Source organism: Streptomyces sp. NPDC093018 (assembly GCF_040684035.1).
Taxonomy (GTDB): Bacteria; Actinomycetota; Actinomycetes; order Streptomycetales; family Streptomycetaceae; genus Streptomyces; species Streptomyces murinus.
The window spans coordinates 220,751-237,551 of the sequence record NZ_JBFBFF010000005.1 but is presented as its reverse complement, the minus strand read 5'-3'; the positions used below and the strand labels follow the sequence as shown (position 1 = coordinate 237,551).

Sequence of the window (16,801 nt, the reverse complement as noted above, 5' to 3'; positions counted from 1 at the left end):
GGCCCGCGGGCCCGGCACGCGACCGGAGTGCGTCCGCTCGGGCGATCCGGGCGGATCCGATCCGGGTGGATCGCGCCCGCCTCAGCGGATCCGCCGCCCGAAGGCGTCCTCGCGGGTGTAGTACCGGTAGAAGAAGACGACGAAGGTGGCCCCGGCGATCAGCAGGGACATCAGGATGGAGCGCAGGACCGAGTGGCCGCTCTGGCTGTAGAGCCAGCCGAAGGCGATGCCGGTGAACGCCGTCCACAGCAGCGCGTGCACCTCCCGGATCATCCGGGGGGCCAGCGCCAGCAGCGCGATGCAGACCACGGCGAAGACGAGGGCGCTGACGAACCCGAGCAGCAGGTTCCAGCCGGTGATGGGGCCGCCGGCGCGGTTGTCGGCCGCGACCCAGTAGCCGTAGACGAGGGCCAGGACGACGGGGACCGCGATCCGGGCGATGCGATGGGTGCGGGCGCCGAGGACATCGGGTGTCCGGCGCTGGTCGGGGGAGGTGCCGGCCTGCACCTCGGGCGCCGGGGCGCGCCGGGGGATTCCGCCGGGTGCGGGTGCCGCATGAGCCATGAGAGCACTCCTCTCTCCTCGCCCCCGTTTCGCTATCCAATGCACACCTGGGGGCGGGCTCTGGCAAGTCGGCCGGGGGGACGCGGGCCCGATGCGGCGCCCTTTCCCCGTGTTTCTCCGGGGAACCTGGAGACTCGGACGCCGTGACCGGGACGGGATACAAGCGGTGGCAGCCGCCGCGCATCTGCGGGCGGGGTCCCGGCTGGCTGCTGCCGTCGCTGCTGCTCGTCGGCATCGCCCTGCTGGACCTGGAGAGCGGCGCGGAGTTCCGCATCGTCTCCTGGATCGTCCTGGTGCCCGGGCTCGCCGCCGCGGTCTGCGGGGTGGGGACGACGGCCGCCTTCGGGCTGGTGTCCCTGGTGACGTACGTCCTCGTGGACAACGCCTGGCCCGACCAGTACCAGGCGGGCCTGCCCGACTTCGTGCTGGTCGCTCTCGGTGGCGTGCTGGCCACGCTGACGGCGGCGCTGCGGATGCGGCAGGAGCGGCGCATGCTGCGCATGCAGGACGTCGCCGAGACCACGGTACGGGCCGTGCTGCGCCCGCTGCCCCCGCGCTGGGCCGGTCTCGAACAGGCCGGGGTGTATCTCGCCGCGGATGTGGAGGCGCAGGTCGGAGGCGATTTCTACGACATACAGCCCGGCCCGTACGGCACCCGGGTGCTGCTCGGCGATGTGCAGGGCAAGGGCCTGGGCGCGGTGGACGCGGCGGCCGCGCTGCTCGGCACCTTCCGGGAGGCCGGGTACCACGAGAAGGATCTCGGGACCGTCGGCGAGCGCCTGGAGAGCCGGATGATCCGGCACCGCGTCCACACCACCGCGATCGGCCGCCGGGACGGGGACCGGTTCGCCACGGCCGTGCTGGTCGACTTCGCCTGGGGCGAGAGCGGAATGGTCGACGTCCTCAACTTCGGGCACGAGGCGCCGCTCGCGGTCGGGCCGCACGGGGTGCGCGAACTGCCCAGCGGGGACGGGGCACCGCTCGGCCTGTGCGACCTGGTCGGCGGGCTGCCGCCGGTCCACCGGGTGCCGCTCGCCGAGGAGGAGACGCTGCTGGTGGTCACCGACGGGGTGACCGAGGCCCGCGACGGCAGGGGCGAGTTCTACGACCTGATCGGCGATGTCGCCCGCGCGCTCACCGCCGATCCCGGCTGCGCGGAACCCGGCCGGCTGGTCCGGCGGGTCCGCGACGGGGTGCTGCGGCACAGCGGGGGCCGGCTGGCCGACGACACCACGGTCTTCGCGGTCCGCCGCCTCCCGGAGACGGAGGAGTGCCCGGGGACGCAGCCGCTGCCGGAGATCGGGGCGGCGCCGCGGCCGCCGGGGGGCCAGCTCCCCTGAGGGGGCAACCCCGAGGGGACCGGGGGGCAGGCGGGAGCGCCCGAAGGGGGATGTTCCCCGGGCTGGGGCGCGTCGCGGGGGTCGCAGCGGTTACGGTGCTGACGGGAGAGAGCGGATCCGCAGGGACCGCAGGGCCTACAGGGGGAGGGACCATGCCCGGAACCGTGCTGCTGCTCGCGGCCGCGCCGCTGGGCCGGGGACGCCTGGTGGACGCGGCCGCCGTGCTGCCGGTGCTGGCCGCCGTCGCCCCCACCGTGCTGTCCGGCACCGACACCGCCAACGTCGTGGAGCTCGCGGACCCGGTGGAGCCCCAGGGCGTCCTCACCCGGCTGCGCGCCGCCGCGGCCGCGCCGGGACCGCTCACCGTGTTCCTCACCGGCCAGCTGCATCTGGACCGCAGGCAGCGGCTGCCGCATCTGGCGCTGGCCCGCACCACCCCGGCCACGGTCCGCTACACCGCGGTGCCCTGGCACTGGATCCGCGAGGAGCTGCGGCTGCGCGCCCCCGGGCAGACGGCCCTGGTGGTCGATCTGCACGCGGACCCGGAGGTCTGGCGGCAGCTGCACGAACAGCCGCTGGACTGCGGCCGCACCACCGCGGTCTACGGCCGGATCGCCCCGCCGCACGGGCGCCGGGGGCCGGCCGAGCCGTCGTACATGAAGACGGTCGCCACCCTGCTGCGCAGCGGCCATCGCCCCCCGCTGGACGAACTCCACCAGCAGGCCCTCGCCCGCATCCCGGAGGAGACCTCGGCCGACATCCTGCTGGCCCCGCTCGCGGCCCCGGCCCCGGCCCCGCAGCCGTATGCGGCGATTCCGCACCCGACGTCCGGCGGGACCCTCGGGTCCGGCCCGTTCGTGGGCGCGCGGCAGACGTACGGCGGTCCCGTCGGCGCGGTTGCGGACACGGTCGTGGACGCGGTCGTGGAACCGGGCGCCCCTCTCGACGTACCCCCGCCGCCCGCGGACCCCGTCCCCGAGGCCCCGGATCCGCACGCCGCCATCAGCACCGCCGTACAGGCCGGGCGGCACGAGGAGGCGGAGGCGATCGCCGCCCGGCATCAGGAAGCCGCGGCGGACGAGCACGGCCCTGCCTCCGAGGACGCCCTGCACTGGGCCGAGGTGCGCGCCGATCTCGCGATGTTCGCCGGGGACGCGGCGCGCAGCTGCCAGGGGTGGATGGCGGTCGCCGAGCGGCGGCTCGCGGCCGGGCAGGAGGCGGACGCGCCCGCCGTGGAGGCCGCGGTGGACCGGGCGCACCACCAGTGGGGCCGGATCGACGACGCGGCGCGGGCCCGTGAACTGGGGCCCGCGCTCGCCGAGTTGCGCGCGCGGGTGCCGGGACGCCGGCGGGGCGCGCTCGAAGACGTGCGGCGGCAGCTCAGGGAGCTTCAGCAGATCTGAACCGCCGCCGTAAGACGGCTACTTGGTGAAAGTGAAGTACTTCCAGGCGCCGTGCGTCGTGGAGTTCACGATGTCGCCCGAGGTGCCGTTGATGTACGAGGAGCGGACCCGGAAGCGCCAGCCGACGTCCTGCCCGTGGTCACCGGTGATCTTGACCGAGGAGGTGCCGTTGGCGGCCAGCCCGAAGTACTCGGGGTCGCCCGGGTACCACTTGCCCTGGTAGTACACCTCGAACTCGAACTTCTGCGCCCGGCCCGGGTAGTACGTCATCTTGGTGTTGATGACCGGGTTCTTGGACTTGTGGAAGAAGTAGTAGGTGTGGCTCCAGGTGGACTTGGACTTGTAGGAGCCCGACACCGAGGTGGAGACGCTCACCCGGTCGTACGCCGTGCTCGTCGCCGTGGCCGACCGGTAGCGGGCGTCGCCGGTGAACTTGGCGGTGACCTTGGTGTCCCGGTACAGGTTCATCCAGACCGAGAGATTGCCGTGCGCGTCCACCTTGCCGGACTTCATCAGCTTGTTGGGCCGGTCGGTGCCGTAGGGGTCGGCCCAGATCTCCACCGAGCGGTTCTTGTACGTCGAACCGAGGTGCGCGGTGAACTTCACGGACTTGCCGTAGTCGTACGTCTTGCCGTTGTTGTTGATGCTGATCGACGGCTTGGCGCGGGAGACGTCGACCGTGCCGGAGCCGGAGCCCGCGGTGTGCTGGGCGTCGCCCGCGTAGGCCACCGTGTACTTCACCTTGCCGCCGGCCGGCGGGGTGTCGGTGAAGGAGAAGGTGCCGTCGGCCTTGACCGTGACCGCCTTCAGGGCCTTGCCCTTGGGGGAGTCCAGGTCGGTGCGGGTGACGGACAGCGCGGTGCCCGCGGGCAGCGCGACCGTGGCGGTGACCTTGCCCTTGACGGTGAGCTGCTTGGCGCGGGTGGCGGTGGCCGGGGCGCTCACGGTGACGGTGGTGACCGCCTTCGCGGGCGCGTTCAGGACGCGCAGCGTATAGGCGCCCAGGCTGTTGTACGACACCGCGAACAGCCGGGAGGCGTCCGGCGCCCAGGCGAGCGCGGAATCGGCGAGCTCGTCCGAGCCGGACGAGTTGCCGGTGTTCGGGAAGTCGTAGGTGCGCACCGGGGTCCTGGCGCCCGGCTTGTAGATGTAGATGTCCGGCTCGTAGCTGCCGTCGATGCCCGCGGCGACCGTGCCGTCCGGGGCGACGGCCACCGCGTTCGGGTAGGCGTCGCTGGCGTAGACGCCGTCCGGGGTGAGGTCGGCCGTCTTGAACACCGGGTGTCGGTTCGGGGACGCGCTCGCGGTGATGACGTCCTTGCCGTCGGGTGTGACGGCGAGGTCTCGCAGGTTGCCGCCGGCGTCGGCGGAGGCGAGCCGGGCGGGCGTGCCCGAGGAGACGTCGTAGGAGACGAGCGTGGGACTGCCCTCGGGCACTGCGGCGACGAGCGTGTCCGAGCCGGGCGCCGCGTCCAGGAACGGGCCGGTGTACCAGCCGCTGCCCTGGCCGAGGGTGACCTCGTGCTGCTCGGAGGCGAGATCGACGGAGCCGATGTCGCCGCTGCCGCCCTGGCCGTAGCCGAACCAGAGCCGGCCGCCCGCGACCGCGACACTGACCGGCTGACCGCCCACGGCGTAGGGCGCGCCGGGTGTGTCCGTCGCGGTGTCGACGACCGCGATCCGGTCGGCGCCCTTGACGGCGGCGTACAACGTGCCGGAGTCCGCGGACAGTTCGAGGCCGGTGACGCCGGGCAGCGAGGTCAGCTGCTTGAGCACCTTGCCGCTGTAGTCGGTGACGACGATCTTGCCGTTGCCCGGGTCGCTGATGAAGACCTGCTGGTGGAGCCCGTCGACCACGAGATCGCCGACCTGCTTGACGGGCAGGGCGGTGGCGGTGTCGGCGGACGCCGGGGTGGCCGCGAGGGCCGCCGAGCTGAAGAGAACCGCCAGGGTGGTGGCGGCGGTGAGAGTGCGCATACGCACGCTGATTCGAACCCCCCGGAACGAATGAAGACATGAGCGCCTTCGGGCACGGCCCCGCGAGCCCCCAAATGTGCGAGCCCTGTGTGCCCTCTGTGGCGAGTATGCGAAGACTAGGTCATGCCTCTGACAACAGCGCCAGCGCCCCCGAGACCAGGGTGCGCACGCCCGGCGCGACGGTGGCCGGGTCGGGGGCGAAGTGCGGGCTGTGGTTGCTGGGGACGGCGGCGAGCTTCTCCGGGAGGGTGTCGCCGGGCGCCTCGTTCCAGATGTCGTGGGGCGTGGTGGTGACGAACCAGTACGCGTAGGGAATGGCGCCGTCCAGGGCGAGTTCGGGGAAGTCCTCGCTGCCCATCGCCGGACCGGGGTCGAACACCGTTGCCGCGCCGAAGAGTTCGCGGTGCGCGGCGGCGACGGTGGTGTCGGTGGCCGCGTCGTTCACGGTCACCGGGAAGGTGGCGCCGAGGGTCACCTCCGGCTCCCGGGGGCAGCCGGCGGCCAGGCACTCGCCCTGGGCGATCCGGCGGATCGCGGCCAGCATCCGCTGCCGTACCGCCTCGGACTGGGTGCGCAGGTTCAGGGCGATGCGCGCCTCGTCGGGGATGATGTTGTGCCGGGTGCCCGCCTCGATACGGCCCACCGTGAGGACCGCGGACTCGCCCGCGGCGACCTCGCGCGAGACCACGGTCTGCAGCCGGGTGACGAGGTAGGCGGCGGTCACCACCGGGTCCACGGTCGCCTCCGGGCGCGAGCCGTGGCCGCCCCGGCCGTGCACCACGATGTCCACGTCCGTCGCCGCCGACATGATCAGCCCCGGCACGTGCGGGTACAGGCCCGCGGGGCCGGGCGCGGCATGCTGACCGAGCAGTACGTCGGGCCGCCCGAAGCGCTCGTACAGGCCGTCCGCGAGCATCCGCCGGGCGCCCTGCCCGGACTCCTCGGCGGGCTGCCCCACCACCAGCAGGGTGCCGCGCCAGGTGTCCCGGCCCGCGGCGAGCGCGGCGGCGGCCCCGGCCAGCCAGGTGACATGCAGATCGTGCCCGCAGGCGTGCATCACCCCGTCGGTGGCGGAGGCGTACGGCAGCCCGGTCGCCTCGGTGACGGGCAGTGCGTCCATGTCGGCGCGCAGCAGCACGGTGGGGCCGTCGCCGTTGGCCAGCCGCCCGACGACGCCGGTGCCGCCGACGCCCTCCGCCGTCTCGAACCCGGCGTCCGCCAGCCGCCCGGCCAGCTTCCCGGCGGTGCGGTGTTCGCGCAGGGACAGCTCGGGATGCCGGTGCAGGTCCCGGTAGAGGTCCTCCAGAGCGGGAAGCGGCAGGTCGGCGGTGAGGTCCCGGGCGGTGCGGGCGGCGGTGGCGGCGCTGGCGGCGGCAGAGGTCATGCGGGCAGGTTAGGCGGGCGGTGGGGATTGCGACACCGGTGGCTCCCGTGGTTCCTGCGGTTCTTGTGGTTCTGGTCAGCGGTCGGCCGCCGCCGGGGCCGAGGCGGTGACCTGGTCCTCGGGGGCCGCCGGCGCCGTGGCACGCGCCGGGCCCGCGTTGGCCGCGAGTATCAGGGACGCCGCGGCTATCACGGCGGCGGCGACGGCCCTCCGCGCGGTGGAGTATCCGTAAGGAGCGGATGGACGTCCGTACACGGCGACCTCGCAACACGACAGCGGCGTATTAAGCAGGTTTAATCCGCCGTTTAACCTAGAGGCATTCCGAGCCGAACGGCAAGGTCCGGCGGGCCAGTTGGGGGTTGCGGCGGTGCGTGAGCGGGACGATCCGGAGACGGTGGGGCGACGGGTGCAGCGGCTGCGCGGCGAGCGCGGGCTGACCCAGCGGCAGCTGGCCGAACCGGCCTACACACCGGCGTACATCTCCACCCTGGAGGCGGGCCGGGTGCGCGCCTCCGACGAGGCGCTGCGGCACATCGCGCGGCGGCTCGGCGTGAGCTTCGAGGAACTGGCCCTGGGCCGTCCCGCCCATCTCGCGACGGAGCTGCGGCTGCGGCTCACCGAGGCCCGGCGGACGCTCGCGGACGGGCGGGCCGAGGAGGCGGCGGGGCGGTACACCGAGCTGCTGGCCGAGGCGGAGTCGCACGGCCTGCCGGGCGAACAGGCGGCCGCGCTGCTGGGGCTCGGCGAATGCGCCCTGGAGACGGGTGAGCTGGCGAGCGCCCACACGCACTTCGAGCGTGCCGAGGAACGCCTCGCGGACGCCTCCCCGGCGGCCCGCGCCCCCGCCGTGCGCGGCCGGGCGGTCGCCCACTATCTGGCGGGCGAACTCCGGTACGCCGTCTACCTCCTGGAAACCACCCTCGACGAACTCAACCGGGGCGGCCTGCACGACCCGGACGCGCTGCTGCTCCTGTACGCCAGCGTCATCGGCCCCTACCTGGACATGGGCGCCCACGCGCGCGCCGCCCAGGCCGCCGAGTTCGCGCTCGCGCTCGCCCCGCGGGCCGGGGACCCGGCGCTGATCGCCCGGATGCACCGCTCGGTGGCCCGCACCCTGCTCGCCGAGGGCCGCCCCGCCGAGGCCGACGCCTCCCTCGCCAAGGCCGCCGAGCTGTACCGCCAGCTCCAGCTGCGCACCGAGCTGGCCAACTGCCACTGGATGCGCGGCTATGTGCACGCGCAGAACGGCCAACTGAACGCGGCGGAAGCCGAGTTGCGGCAGGCGCTCGCCATGCTCTCGGAGACCAGCGCCGCCCTCTACCGCAGCCAGGCCGCGGTGGAACTCGCCGATGTGCTGCACCGCCTGGGCCGCTCCGCGGAGGCCGGGGCCCTCCTGGAGGGGGTGCTGGGCGACTTCTCCTCCGAGCGCGGCGCGATGCACGCCGCCGCCGCGCACCGGCTGCTCGGCATCATCGCCGAGGACGCCCGCGAGACCGAGTCCGCCGAGGAGCACTACGTCCGCGCCCTCAGCCTCCTGGAACGCGCGGGCGCCGCGGGCGATCTGGCCGACCTCTGCCGCCTCCTGGGCGACCTGCTGCGCCGCACCGGCCGTACGGAGGCCGCCCTGGACGCCTACCGCACGGGCCTCGGCCACCGGACCACCCCCGGCACCACCACCCTGGGCCCGGCCCCGGCCCAGCCACCCCTCTGACCCCTCTGCCCCCTCGGCTCCTCGGCCCCTCGGCCCCTCGGCCCCTCGCCTCCCTACACGTCCGCCCGCCCCTGTCTGCGCACCTCCGCCAGCCGCAGCGCGCCCACCTGCACGGCCGCCTGGGTGGCGTCGCCCGGGACATCGCCCAGACCGCCATTGGTGAAGGCGAAGGCGTCGTCGCCGACGCGGACGGTGGCGACGTCCAGGGTGAGCCGGACGTCCTGGTCGTCCTCGGTGGTGGCGGAGACGGTGATGTGCAGGCCCTGCCGGGCGTCGCCGACCTCGGGGAGGGCGAGTTCGGAGACCTGGACGTCCTCCTGGAGGTTCTGGGGGGTGACGGCGTCGAAGCGGGCGCAGTTCACCGGCATCGTGCGCAGCCAGTTCAGCGCGGCGTCCACGTCGGAGGGGCGGCGCGCGCCGATCTGGTAGCGGAGCTGGGCATCGGTGTCGGCGTCGTCCAGGCCGACGGCGACCCGGGCCGGGCCGCCGAGGAGCTGATCGCTGTAGAGGGCGTCGAGGAGCTTCTGGCACTCACCGGCCGAGGTGCTCGCCTTCAGCATCCCGTCCCGCCAGGTCGCCGCCCCGCGCGTCGCGGTCCAGGGGGCGCCGAGATCGCTCTGGCCGAGGAGCGCGGCCTGCGCCTGCGCGTCGGTGAGCGAGGAGCCGTCGGGCCGGGCGGGGGCCTTGGAGCCCTGGGCCGGCCGGTCGATCGTCGGCAGCGGCTGCGGCGCCGTCTCCGGCTGCTTCAGCGTCAGCGCCGCACAGCCCCCGATGCCGAGCAGCCCGAGCCCGGTCAGGAACATCGGCAGCCGGCCGCGCGGACGTATCCCCTCGAACATCACGCTGCCTCCCGGTCCTGGTGCCTCCTCCCACGGCACCACCACCCCGGCCGCCCCACCAGCGCGGAAGGCCGGACGGGTGAGCCGTACGAAAAGCCCCGACGGCGCGCCCCGCTCCGTCCGTCTGAACTAGTGTTTGACCCCCTCGCGCCCCCGTCGGGCCGAGCCGTGACCCTCCGCCGTGAAGGAGACCCCATGCCCGGCCGTCCCGTGCCCGTGATCATGGACTGTGACACCGGGGTCGACGACGCCCTCGCGCTGCTGTTCGCCGTGCGGCATCCCGGGATCGAGCTGCGGGCGGTGACCTGCGTGGCCGGGAACACCGATGTGGACGGGGTGGTGCGGAACACGCTGACCGTGCTGGAGCAGGCCGGGGCGCCGGAGATTCCCGTGGCGCGCGGGGCCGAGCGGCCGCTGCTGGAGCCGGCCCGGCCCGCCACCCATGTGCACGGGACGGACGGCATGGGGGACCTGGGGCTGCCCGCCCCGGCCCGGCGGCCCGCCGAGGTGGACGCGGTCACCCTGCTGCGCCGCGAGATCCTCGCCGCGCCCCGCCCGGTCACCCTGATCCCCACCGCGCCGCTGACCAACATCGCGCTGCTGCTGCGCACCCACCCCGAGGTGACCCGCAACATCGAGCGGATCGTCTTCATGGGCGGCGCGGTCGAGGTCGGCAACGCCACGCCCGTCGCCGAGTTCAACGTCTGGCACGACCCGGAGGCGGCCGCCGTACTGCTCACCGCCGGGGTGCCGATCACGATGTACGGCCTGGACGTGTTCCGGCAGGTGGTCGTCGAGGCCGAGGAGGTGCGGCGGCTGCGGGCGAGCGGGGACCGCGGGGCGCGGCTGGCCGGGGAGCTGCTCGCGCACCGTCCGGCCACCCAGGGCGAGCCGCCCGAGGCGGAAGAGGCGGGCGGGCTCGGGGACGCGGGCGCGGTGTGCGCGGTCGCCGATCCGGGCGGGCTCACCACCCGGCTGCTGCCGGTCGAGGTCAGCCTCGCGCCCGGACCGGGCCGCGGGCAGACGCTCGTGGACCGGCGGCCCCGCCCCGGCGAGGCCGAGATCCATCACGGGGAGCGCGAACGGCCGCTGATCGACGTGGCGTTGGCGGTCGACGCGGACCGGTACACCCGGCTGTACCTGGAGACGGTCGGACGGTCCTGACGCCGGGCCCGGTTTCCAAGGTTCGCTTTCCGGGCAATGTGGACAGATTCTCTACGTCGCGTCCGCTTCGTCCGTCGTACCGAAGGGAACCCGTATGGCAGACCTCTCCTCCAGGAACCCCGACTGGTGGCGGCAGGCCGTCATCTACCAGGTGTATCCGCGCAGCTTCGCCGACGCCGACGGGGACGGGCTCGGGGACCTCAAGGGCATCACCCAGCGCCTGGACCATCTCGGCGCGCTCGGCGTGGACGCCCTGTGGCTGAGCCCGTTCTATCCGTCCGAACTCGCCGACGGGGGGTACGACGTCGCCGACCACCGGGACGTCGACCCGCGCCTGGGCAGCCTGGACGACTTCGACGCGCTGGTCGCCGAGGCGCACCGGCTCGGTCTGAAGGTCGTGGTGGACCTGGTGCCCAACCACACCTCGCACCAGCACCCGTGGTTCCAGGAGGCGTTGCGGGCCGGACCCGGATCCGCCGCCCGGGAGCGGTACGTCTTCCGGCCCGGCCGGGGCGCCCGGGGCGAACTCCCGCCCTCCGACTGGCAGTCCGTCTTCGGCGGCAGCGCCTGGCACCGGGTGGCCGACGGCGAGTGGTACCTGCATCTGTTCGCCGCCCAGCAGCCCGACCTCAACTGGGACAACGAGGAGGTGCGCGCCGACTTCCGCACCACCCTGCGGTTCTGGTCCGACCGGGGCGTGGACGGCTTCCGCGTGGACGTGGCGCACGGACTGGCCAAGGAGCTGACCGAGCCGCTGCGCGACATCGGCGGCATCGGCGCCGCCGGGGAGACCGCCCTGCTCCGCGTCCCGCCCGGCGACCACCCCTACTGGGACCGCGACGAGGTGCACGAGATCTACCGCGACTGGCGCAAGGTCTTCGACGCCTACCGGCCACCGCGCAGCGCCGTCGCCGAGGCCTGGGTCCCGGGCCCCCGCCGCGCCCTGTACGCCCGGCCCGACGAACTCGGCCAGGCGTTCAACTTCGAGTATCTGGAGGCCGGTTGGAGCGCGGCGGAGCTGCGCCGCGTCATCACCGAGGAACTGGCCACCGCGCGGGCCGCGGGCGCCGCCGCCACCTGGGTGCTGTCCAACCACGACGTCGTACGGCACCACTCCCGGCTGATGCTCCCGCCCGGCACCGACCCCGGGGCCTGGCTGCTGTCCGGCGGTCACGCGCCCGCGGTCGACCGGGAGGCGGGCCTGCGCCGGGGCCGGGCCGCCACCCTGCTGATGCTGGCGCTGCCCGGGGCGTCGTACCTCTACCAGGGGGAGGAACTCGGTCTGCCCGAGGTCGCCGACCTGCCCACCGAGGTGCTCCAGGACCCGATCTGGGAGCAGACCGGGCATGTCCGCAAGGGGCGCGACGGCTGCCGGGTGCCGCTGCCGTGGTCGGCGGACGGGGCGTCGTACGGCTTTGGACCCGGCGGTGCCTGGCTGCCGCAGCCGAGCGGTTTCGCGGCGTACGCCGTCGAGGCGCAGAGCGGGGTGGAGGGTTCGACGCTGGAGCTGTACCGCACCGCGCTGCGCCTGCGCCGCAAGCTGCTCGACGGGGAGTCGCTCATCTGGTCGACCGACTCCCCTGAAGAAGTACTGGACTTCGGCCGCTGCGAGGGGTGGCGGTGTGTCGCCAACCTGGGCTCGGCGGCGGTGCCGATGCCGGCCGGGGAAGTGCTGCTGAGCAGCGGGCCGTTGCCCGGGGACGGGGGGCTGCCCCCGGACACGACGGTCTGGCTCGGCTGACCTGCGGGGCGAGGGGGCCGGTCACCCCGTGACCGGTCTCATTGCCGCGCTTTGGTGTACATGACACATGGTTGGGGAAACGTTGACCAGTCCTCGGGAGAAGGCGGGGAGAACGCGGGCCTAGATTCGCCGCATGCCCCCACAGCCACCTCCCAGGATGCCCGCGGCCCGCGCCCCGGGCGCGCTGCCCGTGCTGCCCTACCGCAAGCCCACCAAGGGCCGCGACTACTGGGTCCTGGACGACGTCCTGCCCGACGTGGACGCGGTGCGCGCGCGCTGTCTGGCCAAGGACGACTGGGTCGAGGGCTACCCGTACACCTCCGAGACCTGGCCGGGCCTGCGCGCCATGCCGGGGCTCGAACCCGCCGAACTCGCCGTCATCGAGCGGCTGGTGAGGAAGGCGACCGGCGCCAAGGAGCTGTGGGTGCAGAAGGCGCCCGGCGGCGGCACGCTCAACCACAACTGCGTCCAGGTCGTCGGCGCGGGCGAGAGCGAGCCGCGCCCGCACACCGACTCGCGCGCGCTGTGCCGGTACGCGGCGGTGCTGTACCTCAACCCGGGCGTCCCCAAGGACTGCGGCACCAGCTTCTACCGCCAGCACCTGCCGGGCGGCCGGCTCGGCGGCAATGTCGTCCAGGCCCCGCACACCAACCTGGTCGAGGCCCTCGGTACCCGCTTCGTCGCCCCGGACGCCTTCGAGGAGGACGTCCGCGTCCCGCACAAGTACAACCGCCTGCTGCTCTACAACGCCAACCTCGTGCACAGCGCGACCGGTTACACCGGCGCCACGCTGGAGGAGAAGCGCATGACGGCCGTCTTCTTCTGGATGGCCTGACGGCCCGGGGTGCGGCCGGGCCCGGCGTGCGGTACGGATGGTGGGCGTGAGCGTTGTCGCCATCGTGGGCGCCGGTCCCGGACTCGGCGCCGCCGTCGCCCGGCGGTTCGGGCGCGAAGGGTACGACATCGCCCTCGTCGCCCGCGACCGCGACCGGCTGGAGGCGCTGGTGCGGGAGCTGGCCGAGGACGGTGTCACCGCCCGCGCCTTCCCCGCCGACGTCCGCGAACCGGAGCGGCTGGCCCGCGCCCTCGCCGACGCCGCGCGGGAGCTGGGCACCATCGAGGTGCTCCAGTACAGCCCGGTGCCGCACAAGGACTTCATGCGGCCCGTCCTGGAGACCGGCCACCGGCAGCTGACCGGGCCCATCGAGTTCTCGGTGTACGGACCCGTCGCCGCCGTACAGCAGGTGCTGCCCGGGATGCGGGCCCTGGGGCGCGGAACCATACTGTTCGTGAACGGGGGCACGGCCGCCGTGCCTCACGTCGAGCGCACCGGTACGTCCGTCGCGTTCGCCGCGCAGAGCGCGTACGGGCATCTGCTGCACGAACGCCTCGCCGCCGAGGGCATCCATGTCGCCCAACTCGTCGTCCCCGGCGCCATCACCCCGGGCCACGCCCGCAAGGACCCCGCCGTGCTCGCCGAGATGCTGTGGGGCATGCACCGGGAGCGGCACGGGTTCCGGCACTTCGCGGACGACCTCGACAGCCGATGACGGGCCGATGACGGGCCGATGACGGGTCACGCGATGGGGTGACAGCCCCTCGGCCCGCCCTGCGCGAAGAGCATTTGTGGGCGAATATGGTGACGTTGGCCGTATTGCTCCTCTCCAAGGGGGCCCCTCATGGCTGTCGAGATCCCGTCACTCATCAAGCCCTCCAAACTGCGGGCCAGGGGCGGCCTGCTGGGCGAGTGCCTGGCGGAGTTCCTCGGGACGTTCGTGCTCATCGCCTTCGGCTGCGGAGTGGTCGCGATGGCCGTCGCCGCGCTGCCCGGCTCGGGCCGCGCCGCCACGCCCACCACGATCTTCCTCGCCGCCGGCGACTGGCTGCTGATCACCTGGGGCTGGGCGATGGCCGTCGTCTTCGGCGTCTATGTGGCCGGTGGCGTCAGCGGCGCCCACCTCAACCCCGCGGTGACCCTGGCGATGGCGGTGCGCCGCGGCTTCCCCTGGGCCAAGGTGCTGCCGTACTGGTTCGCGCAGCTGGTCGGCGCCTTCACCGGCGCGGCGCTGGTGTACCTGGTCTACCACCAGGCGATCGGCGCCTACGACGCCGCCGCCTCCGGGCCCAAGGTGAACGGGCACACGAACGCCACGTTCTCCATCTTCGCCACGTTCCCCGCGGGTTACTTCCACGGCGGGATCTGGGGCCCGCTGATCGACCAGATCGTCGGCACGGCCTTCCTGATCATGTTCATCGTCGCCGTCATCGACCTGCGCAACACCGCGGTGCAGGCCAACCTGGGCCCGCTGATCATCGGCTTCATCGTGGCCGCGATCGGCATGTCCTACGGCGCCAACGCGGGGTACGCCATCAACCCGGCCCGTGACTTCGGGCCCCGCCTGTTCACCTGGTCGGCCGGATGGGGAAGCCTCGCCTTCCCCGGCAGTGTGTCCGGCGTGTACCGCGACTACTGGTGGATCCCCATCGTCGGACCGCTGATCGGCGCGGTCATCGGCATCCTGATCTACGACCTGTTCATCGGGGACGTGCTGGTGCTGCGGGCCAAGGACGAGGAACTGCCCGAGGCGGGCGTCGTCCGGCAGGTGGAGACGACCGAGGAGTAGCCCTGCCGGGACGCGCCGGTGCGGGGCCTCAGGCCTTGGGCTGGGTGAAGCGGATGCGGTTGCCGAAGGGGTCGCGCAGCCCGCAGTCGATCCCGTACGGACGCTCGGTGGGCTCCTCGGTGAACTCCACGCCCTTGTCCAGCAGCGTCTTGTAGGTGCCCCGGCAGTCGTCCGTGGTGAAGATGAGCCAGCCGCCCATGACGCCCTTGGTGATCAGCTCGCGCACCTGCTCCGCGGTCTGTTCGGACATCGCGGGGGCGCCCGGCTTCTCCAGCAGGATCTGCCGCTCGGGGTGCCCGGGGACGCCGACGGTCAGCCAGCGCATGAAGCCGAGGGGGACGTCGGCGGTGACCTCCAGACCGAGCTTGCCGACATAGAAGTCGAGGGCCTCGTCCTGGTCGAGGACGTATATCTGGGACTGTGTGATCGCGTTGAACATGACGTCCACGCTAGCGAGCGGACGGCGCCAGAACTTATCCAGAACTGCTCAACTCGGCCGGGTCCAGGCCATCGTGAAACACGTCGGGACGGCCGCGGCCACCGCCCCCTTGCGGTACGCGCGCGGTGAGCTGCCGACGATGTCGCGGAACGTGCGGCTGAAGGTGCCCGGACTGCCGAAGCCGACCTCGAAGGCGATGTCCGTGACGCTCCGGCCGGACTCGCGCAGCAGGTACATCGCCCGTTCCACCCGGCGGCGTTGCAGATAGCGGTGCGGTGTCTCGCCGAAGGTGGCCCGGAAGGTGCGCGCGAAGTGGGCCGGTGACACATGCGCGACGCGGGCCAGCGCGGGGACGTCCAGCGGCCGCGCGTAGTCGCGGTCCATGGTGTCCCGGGCGCGGAGCATCCGCCGGTTGGCCCCCTCGGTGGCGCGGCTCATCGCACCCTCCCCTCATGTCCCGTGCGTACGACGGGAGTTGTGCCCCTCACAGCGGCTGGGCGGGCCAGTCCAGCAGCCGGGCGCCGATCACCGCGGTCTGGAGCATGTAGCGGTGCGCGGGGTCGGCCGGGTCGGCGCCGGTGAGCTGGTGGATGCGCTCCAGGCGGTAGGTGAGCGCGCGCACGCTCAGCGAGAGCCGGCGGGCGGCCTCGGCGGCCACACAGCCGGAATCGAAGTAGGCGACCAGGGTGTCCAGCAGCGGCACCGCGCCGCCCCGGGCCGCGGTCAGCGGGCCCAGCGTGTGCTGCACCAGATCGGCCATCGCCTGCCGGTCGCGCGCCAGCACCGGATAGACCAGCAGGTCGGCGGCGTGCAGCACCGGCCCTGGCAGCCCGAGCCGCTCGGCCATCTCCAGCGCGGCGAGTGCCTCCTCGTACGACTGCACGACCCCGCCAGGGCCGGTCTGCGGGCGCCCGACGGCCACCCGGCCGCCGCCGGTGGCGGCGGACGCCTGCCGGGCGAAGTGGTCGAGGACCTCACCGGTGTCACCGGGCGCGATGCACAGCAGCCGGCCGTTCTTGGTGGTGAGCAGGATGCTGTGGGAGTCGAAGCGGGCGAGCACCTCGGCCTCCACCCGCCGGGCGACGGCGCCGCCCTCCCCGTAGGACTGGACGCCCTCGGCGACCGCGACGGCGTGCGCGCGCGAGAGCCGCAGCCCGAACCGTTCGGCGCGCTCGGCGAGCCGGCCCAGGTCGCTGCGGCCGTAGAGCAGATCGTCGATGAACTCCCGGCGGGCCGCCTCCTCCCGGCGCACCGTCAGCCGCAGGGCACGCTCATAGCCCTCCGCGAACACATCGACGGCCTGCTCCACGGCGGCCAGTGCCGCAAGGGTGCTTTCGGTCGAACCGGGTCCCACCGGCCAGGCGGCGCGGGCCGCGGCCAGATGCGCGACGACCAGGGCACGCAGCCCGAGTCCCGCCTCGGCGGCCTGTTCGCCCAGCGCCCGACGGGTCTTCAGCTCCTCGCGGGTCAGCCGCCTGCCGGTGCTCGCGACCTCCGCCAGCACCCCCGCGAAACCGTCCAGATAGCGCTCGGATATCCCCTGCTCGCTCACCCTGCCCCGTTCCCCCGTGATCTTGACGCGCCGGTGACGCTTCCTTAGCGCGATTCCGGCATG

Annotated in this window: 15 protein-coding genes; 8 read left to right on the top strand and 7 right to left on the bottom strand. The window is 73.5% G+C overall.

Translation table 11 applies throughout. The features are described 5' to 3' along the window. Nucleotides 1–81: 81 nt before the first annotated feature. On the bottom strand, nucleotides 82–564 hold the full coding sequence (locus AB0N90_RS14375; protein WP_365196252.1) for a hypothetical protein: 483 nt from the start codon (nucleotides 562–564) through the stop codon (nucleotides 82–84). A 143-nt stretch (nucleotides 565–707) separates the two neighbouring features. On the opposite strand from AB0N90_RS14375, the gene AB0N90_RS14370 reads away from it, so the two are divergent. Both AB0N90_RS14370 and AB0N90_RS14365 read left to right on the top strand, forming a co-directional pair. Next, nucleotides 708–1,904 (top strand): SpoIIE family protein phosphatase, encoded by a 1,197-nt coding sequence (locus AB0N90_RS14370; RefSeq protein ID WP_365196249.1) that lies wholly within the window; start codon nucleotides 708–710, stop codon nucleotides 1,902–1,904. 152 nt (nucleotides 1,905–2,056) lie between these two features. Next, nucleotides 2,057–3,307 carry a hypothetical protein gene (locus tag AB0N90_RS14365; protein WP_365196247.1) on the top strand — a complete coding sequence of 417 codons (1,251 nt, stop codon included), beginning with the start codon at nucleotides 2,057–2,059 and terminating at the stop codon, nucleotides 3,305–3,307. Nucleotides 3,308–3,325: 18 nt separating this feature from the next. On the opposite strand, the gene AB0N90_RS14360 is transcribed toward AB0N90_RS14365, so the two are convergent. Both AB0N90_RS14360 and AB0N90_RS14355 read right to left on the bottom strand, forming a co-directional pair. Continuing rightward, complete coding sequence (locus tag AB0N90_RS14360; RefSeq protein ID WP_365196245.1) at nucleotides 3,326–5,284, bottom strand: Ig-like domain repeat protein; 1,959 nt, start codon at nucleotides 5,282–5,284, stop codon at nucleotides 3,326–3,328. 121 nt (nucleotides 5,285–5,405) lie between these two features. Continuing rightward, nucleotides 5,406–6,668 (bottom strand): amidohydrolase, encoded by a 1,263-nt coding sequence (locus tag AB0N90_RS14355; RefSeq protein WP_365196242.1) that lies wholly within the window; start codon nucleotides 6,666–6,668, stop codon nucleotides 5,406–5,408. Nucleotides 6,669–7,035: 367 nt separating this feature from the next. Between AB0N90_RS14355 and AB0N90_RS14350 the strand changes: the two genes are divergently transcribed. Beyond that, the gene (locus tag AB0N90_RS14350) at nucleotides 7,036–8,379 is read left to right on the top strand and encodes a helix-turn-helix domain-containing protein (RefSeq protein ID WP_361672276.1); all 1,344 of its coding nucleotides are present in this window, start codon (nucleotides 7,036–7,038) and stop codon (nucleotides 8,377–8,379) included. Nucleotides 8,380–8,432: 53 nt separating this feature from the next. Here AB0N90_RS14350 and AB0N90_RS14345 read toward each other — a convergent pair whose 3' ends face one another. Continuing rightward, complete coding sequence (locus AB0N90_RS14345; RefSeq protein WP_365196241.1) at nucleotides 8,433–9,218, bottom strand: hypothetical protein; 786 nt, start codon at nucleotides 9,216–9,218, stop codon at nucleotides 8,433–8,435. Nucleotides 9,219–9,413: 195 nt separating this feature from the next. Between AB0N90_RS14345 and AB0N90_RS14340 the strand changes: the two genes are divergently transcribed. The 5 genes from AB0N90_RS14340 (at nucleotide 9,414) to AB0N90_RS14320 (ending at nucleotide 14,747) form a co-directional block, all read left to right on the top strand. Continuing rightward, on the top strand, nucleotides 9,414–10,382 hold the full coding sequence (locus AB0N90_RS14340; protein WP_365196238.1) for a nucleoside hydrolase: 969 nt from the start codon (nucleotides 9,414–9,416) through the stop codon (nucleotides 10,380–10,382). Nucleotides 10,383–10,476: 94 nt separating this feature from the next. Continuing rightward, a complete protein-coding gene (locus tag AB0N90_RS14335) occupies nucleotides 10,477–12,123 on the top strand; it encodes a glycoside hydrolase family 13 protein (RefSeq protein WP_365196236.1) in 1,647 nt (548 codons plus the stop codon). A 133-nt stretch (nucleotides 12,124–12,256) separates the two neighbouring features. Then, on the top strand, nucleotides 12,257–12,958 hold the full coding sequence (locus tag AB0N90_RS14330) for a DUF6445 family protein (RefSeq protein WP_361672287.1): 702 nt from the start codon (nucleotides 12,257–12,259) through the stop codon (nucleotides 12,956–12,958). A 46-nt stretch (nucleotides 12,959–13,004) separates the two neighbouring features. Then, on the top strand, nucleotides 13,005–13,673 hold the full coding sequence (locus AB0N90_RS14325) for an SDR family NAD(P)-dependent oxidoreductase (RefSeq protein WP_365196233.1): 669 nt from the start codon (nucleotides 13,005–13,007) through the stop codon (nucleotides 13,671–13,673). Between the two features lie 129 nt (nucleotides 13,674–13,802). Beyond that, nucleotides 13,803–14,747, top strand: a complete 945-nt coding sequence (locus AB0N90_RS14320; RefSeq protein WP_361672292.1) for an MIP family channel protein — start codon at nucleotides 13,803–13,805, stop codon at nucleotides 14,745–14,747. A 28-nt stretch (nucleotides 14,748–14,775) separates the two neighbouring features. Here the strand turns inward: AB0N90_RS14320 and AB0N90_RS14315 are convergent, their stop codons facing one another. The 3 genes from AB0N90_RS14315 to AB0N90_RS14305 are packed head-to-tail and all read right to left on the bottom strand — an operon-like array spanning nucleotide 14,776 to nucleotide 16,738. Then, on the bottom strand, nucleotides 14,776–15,186 hold the full coding sequence (locus AB0N90_RS14315) for a VOC family protein (RefSeq protein ID WP_365196230.1): 411 nt from the start codon (nucleotides 15,184–15,186) through the stop codon (nucleotides 14,776–14,778). Between the two features lie 48 nt (nucleotides 15,187–15,234). Continuing rightward, a complete protein-coding gene (locus tag AB0N90_RS14310) occupies nucleotides 15,235–15,624 on the bottom strand; it encodes an AraC family transcriptional regulator (protein ID WP_365196227.1) in 390 nt (129 codons plus the stop codon). Between the two features lie 46 nt (nucleotides 15,625–15,670). Then, complete coding sequence (locus tag AB0N90_RS14305; protein WP_365196225.1) at nucleotides 15,671–16,738, bottom strand: helix-turn-helix domain-containing protein; 1,068 nt, start codon at nucleotides 16,736–16,738, stop codon at nucleotides 15,671–15,673. Nucleotides 16,739–16,801 lie beyond the last annotated feature (63 nt).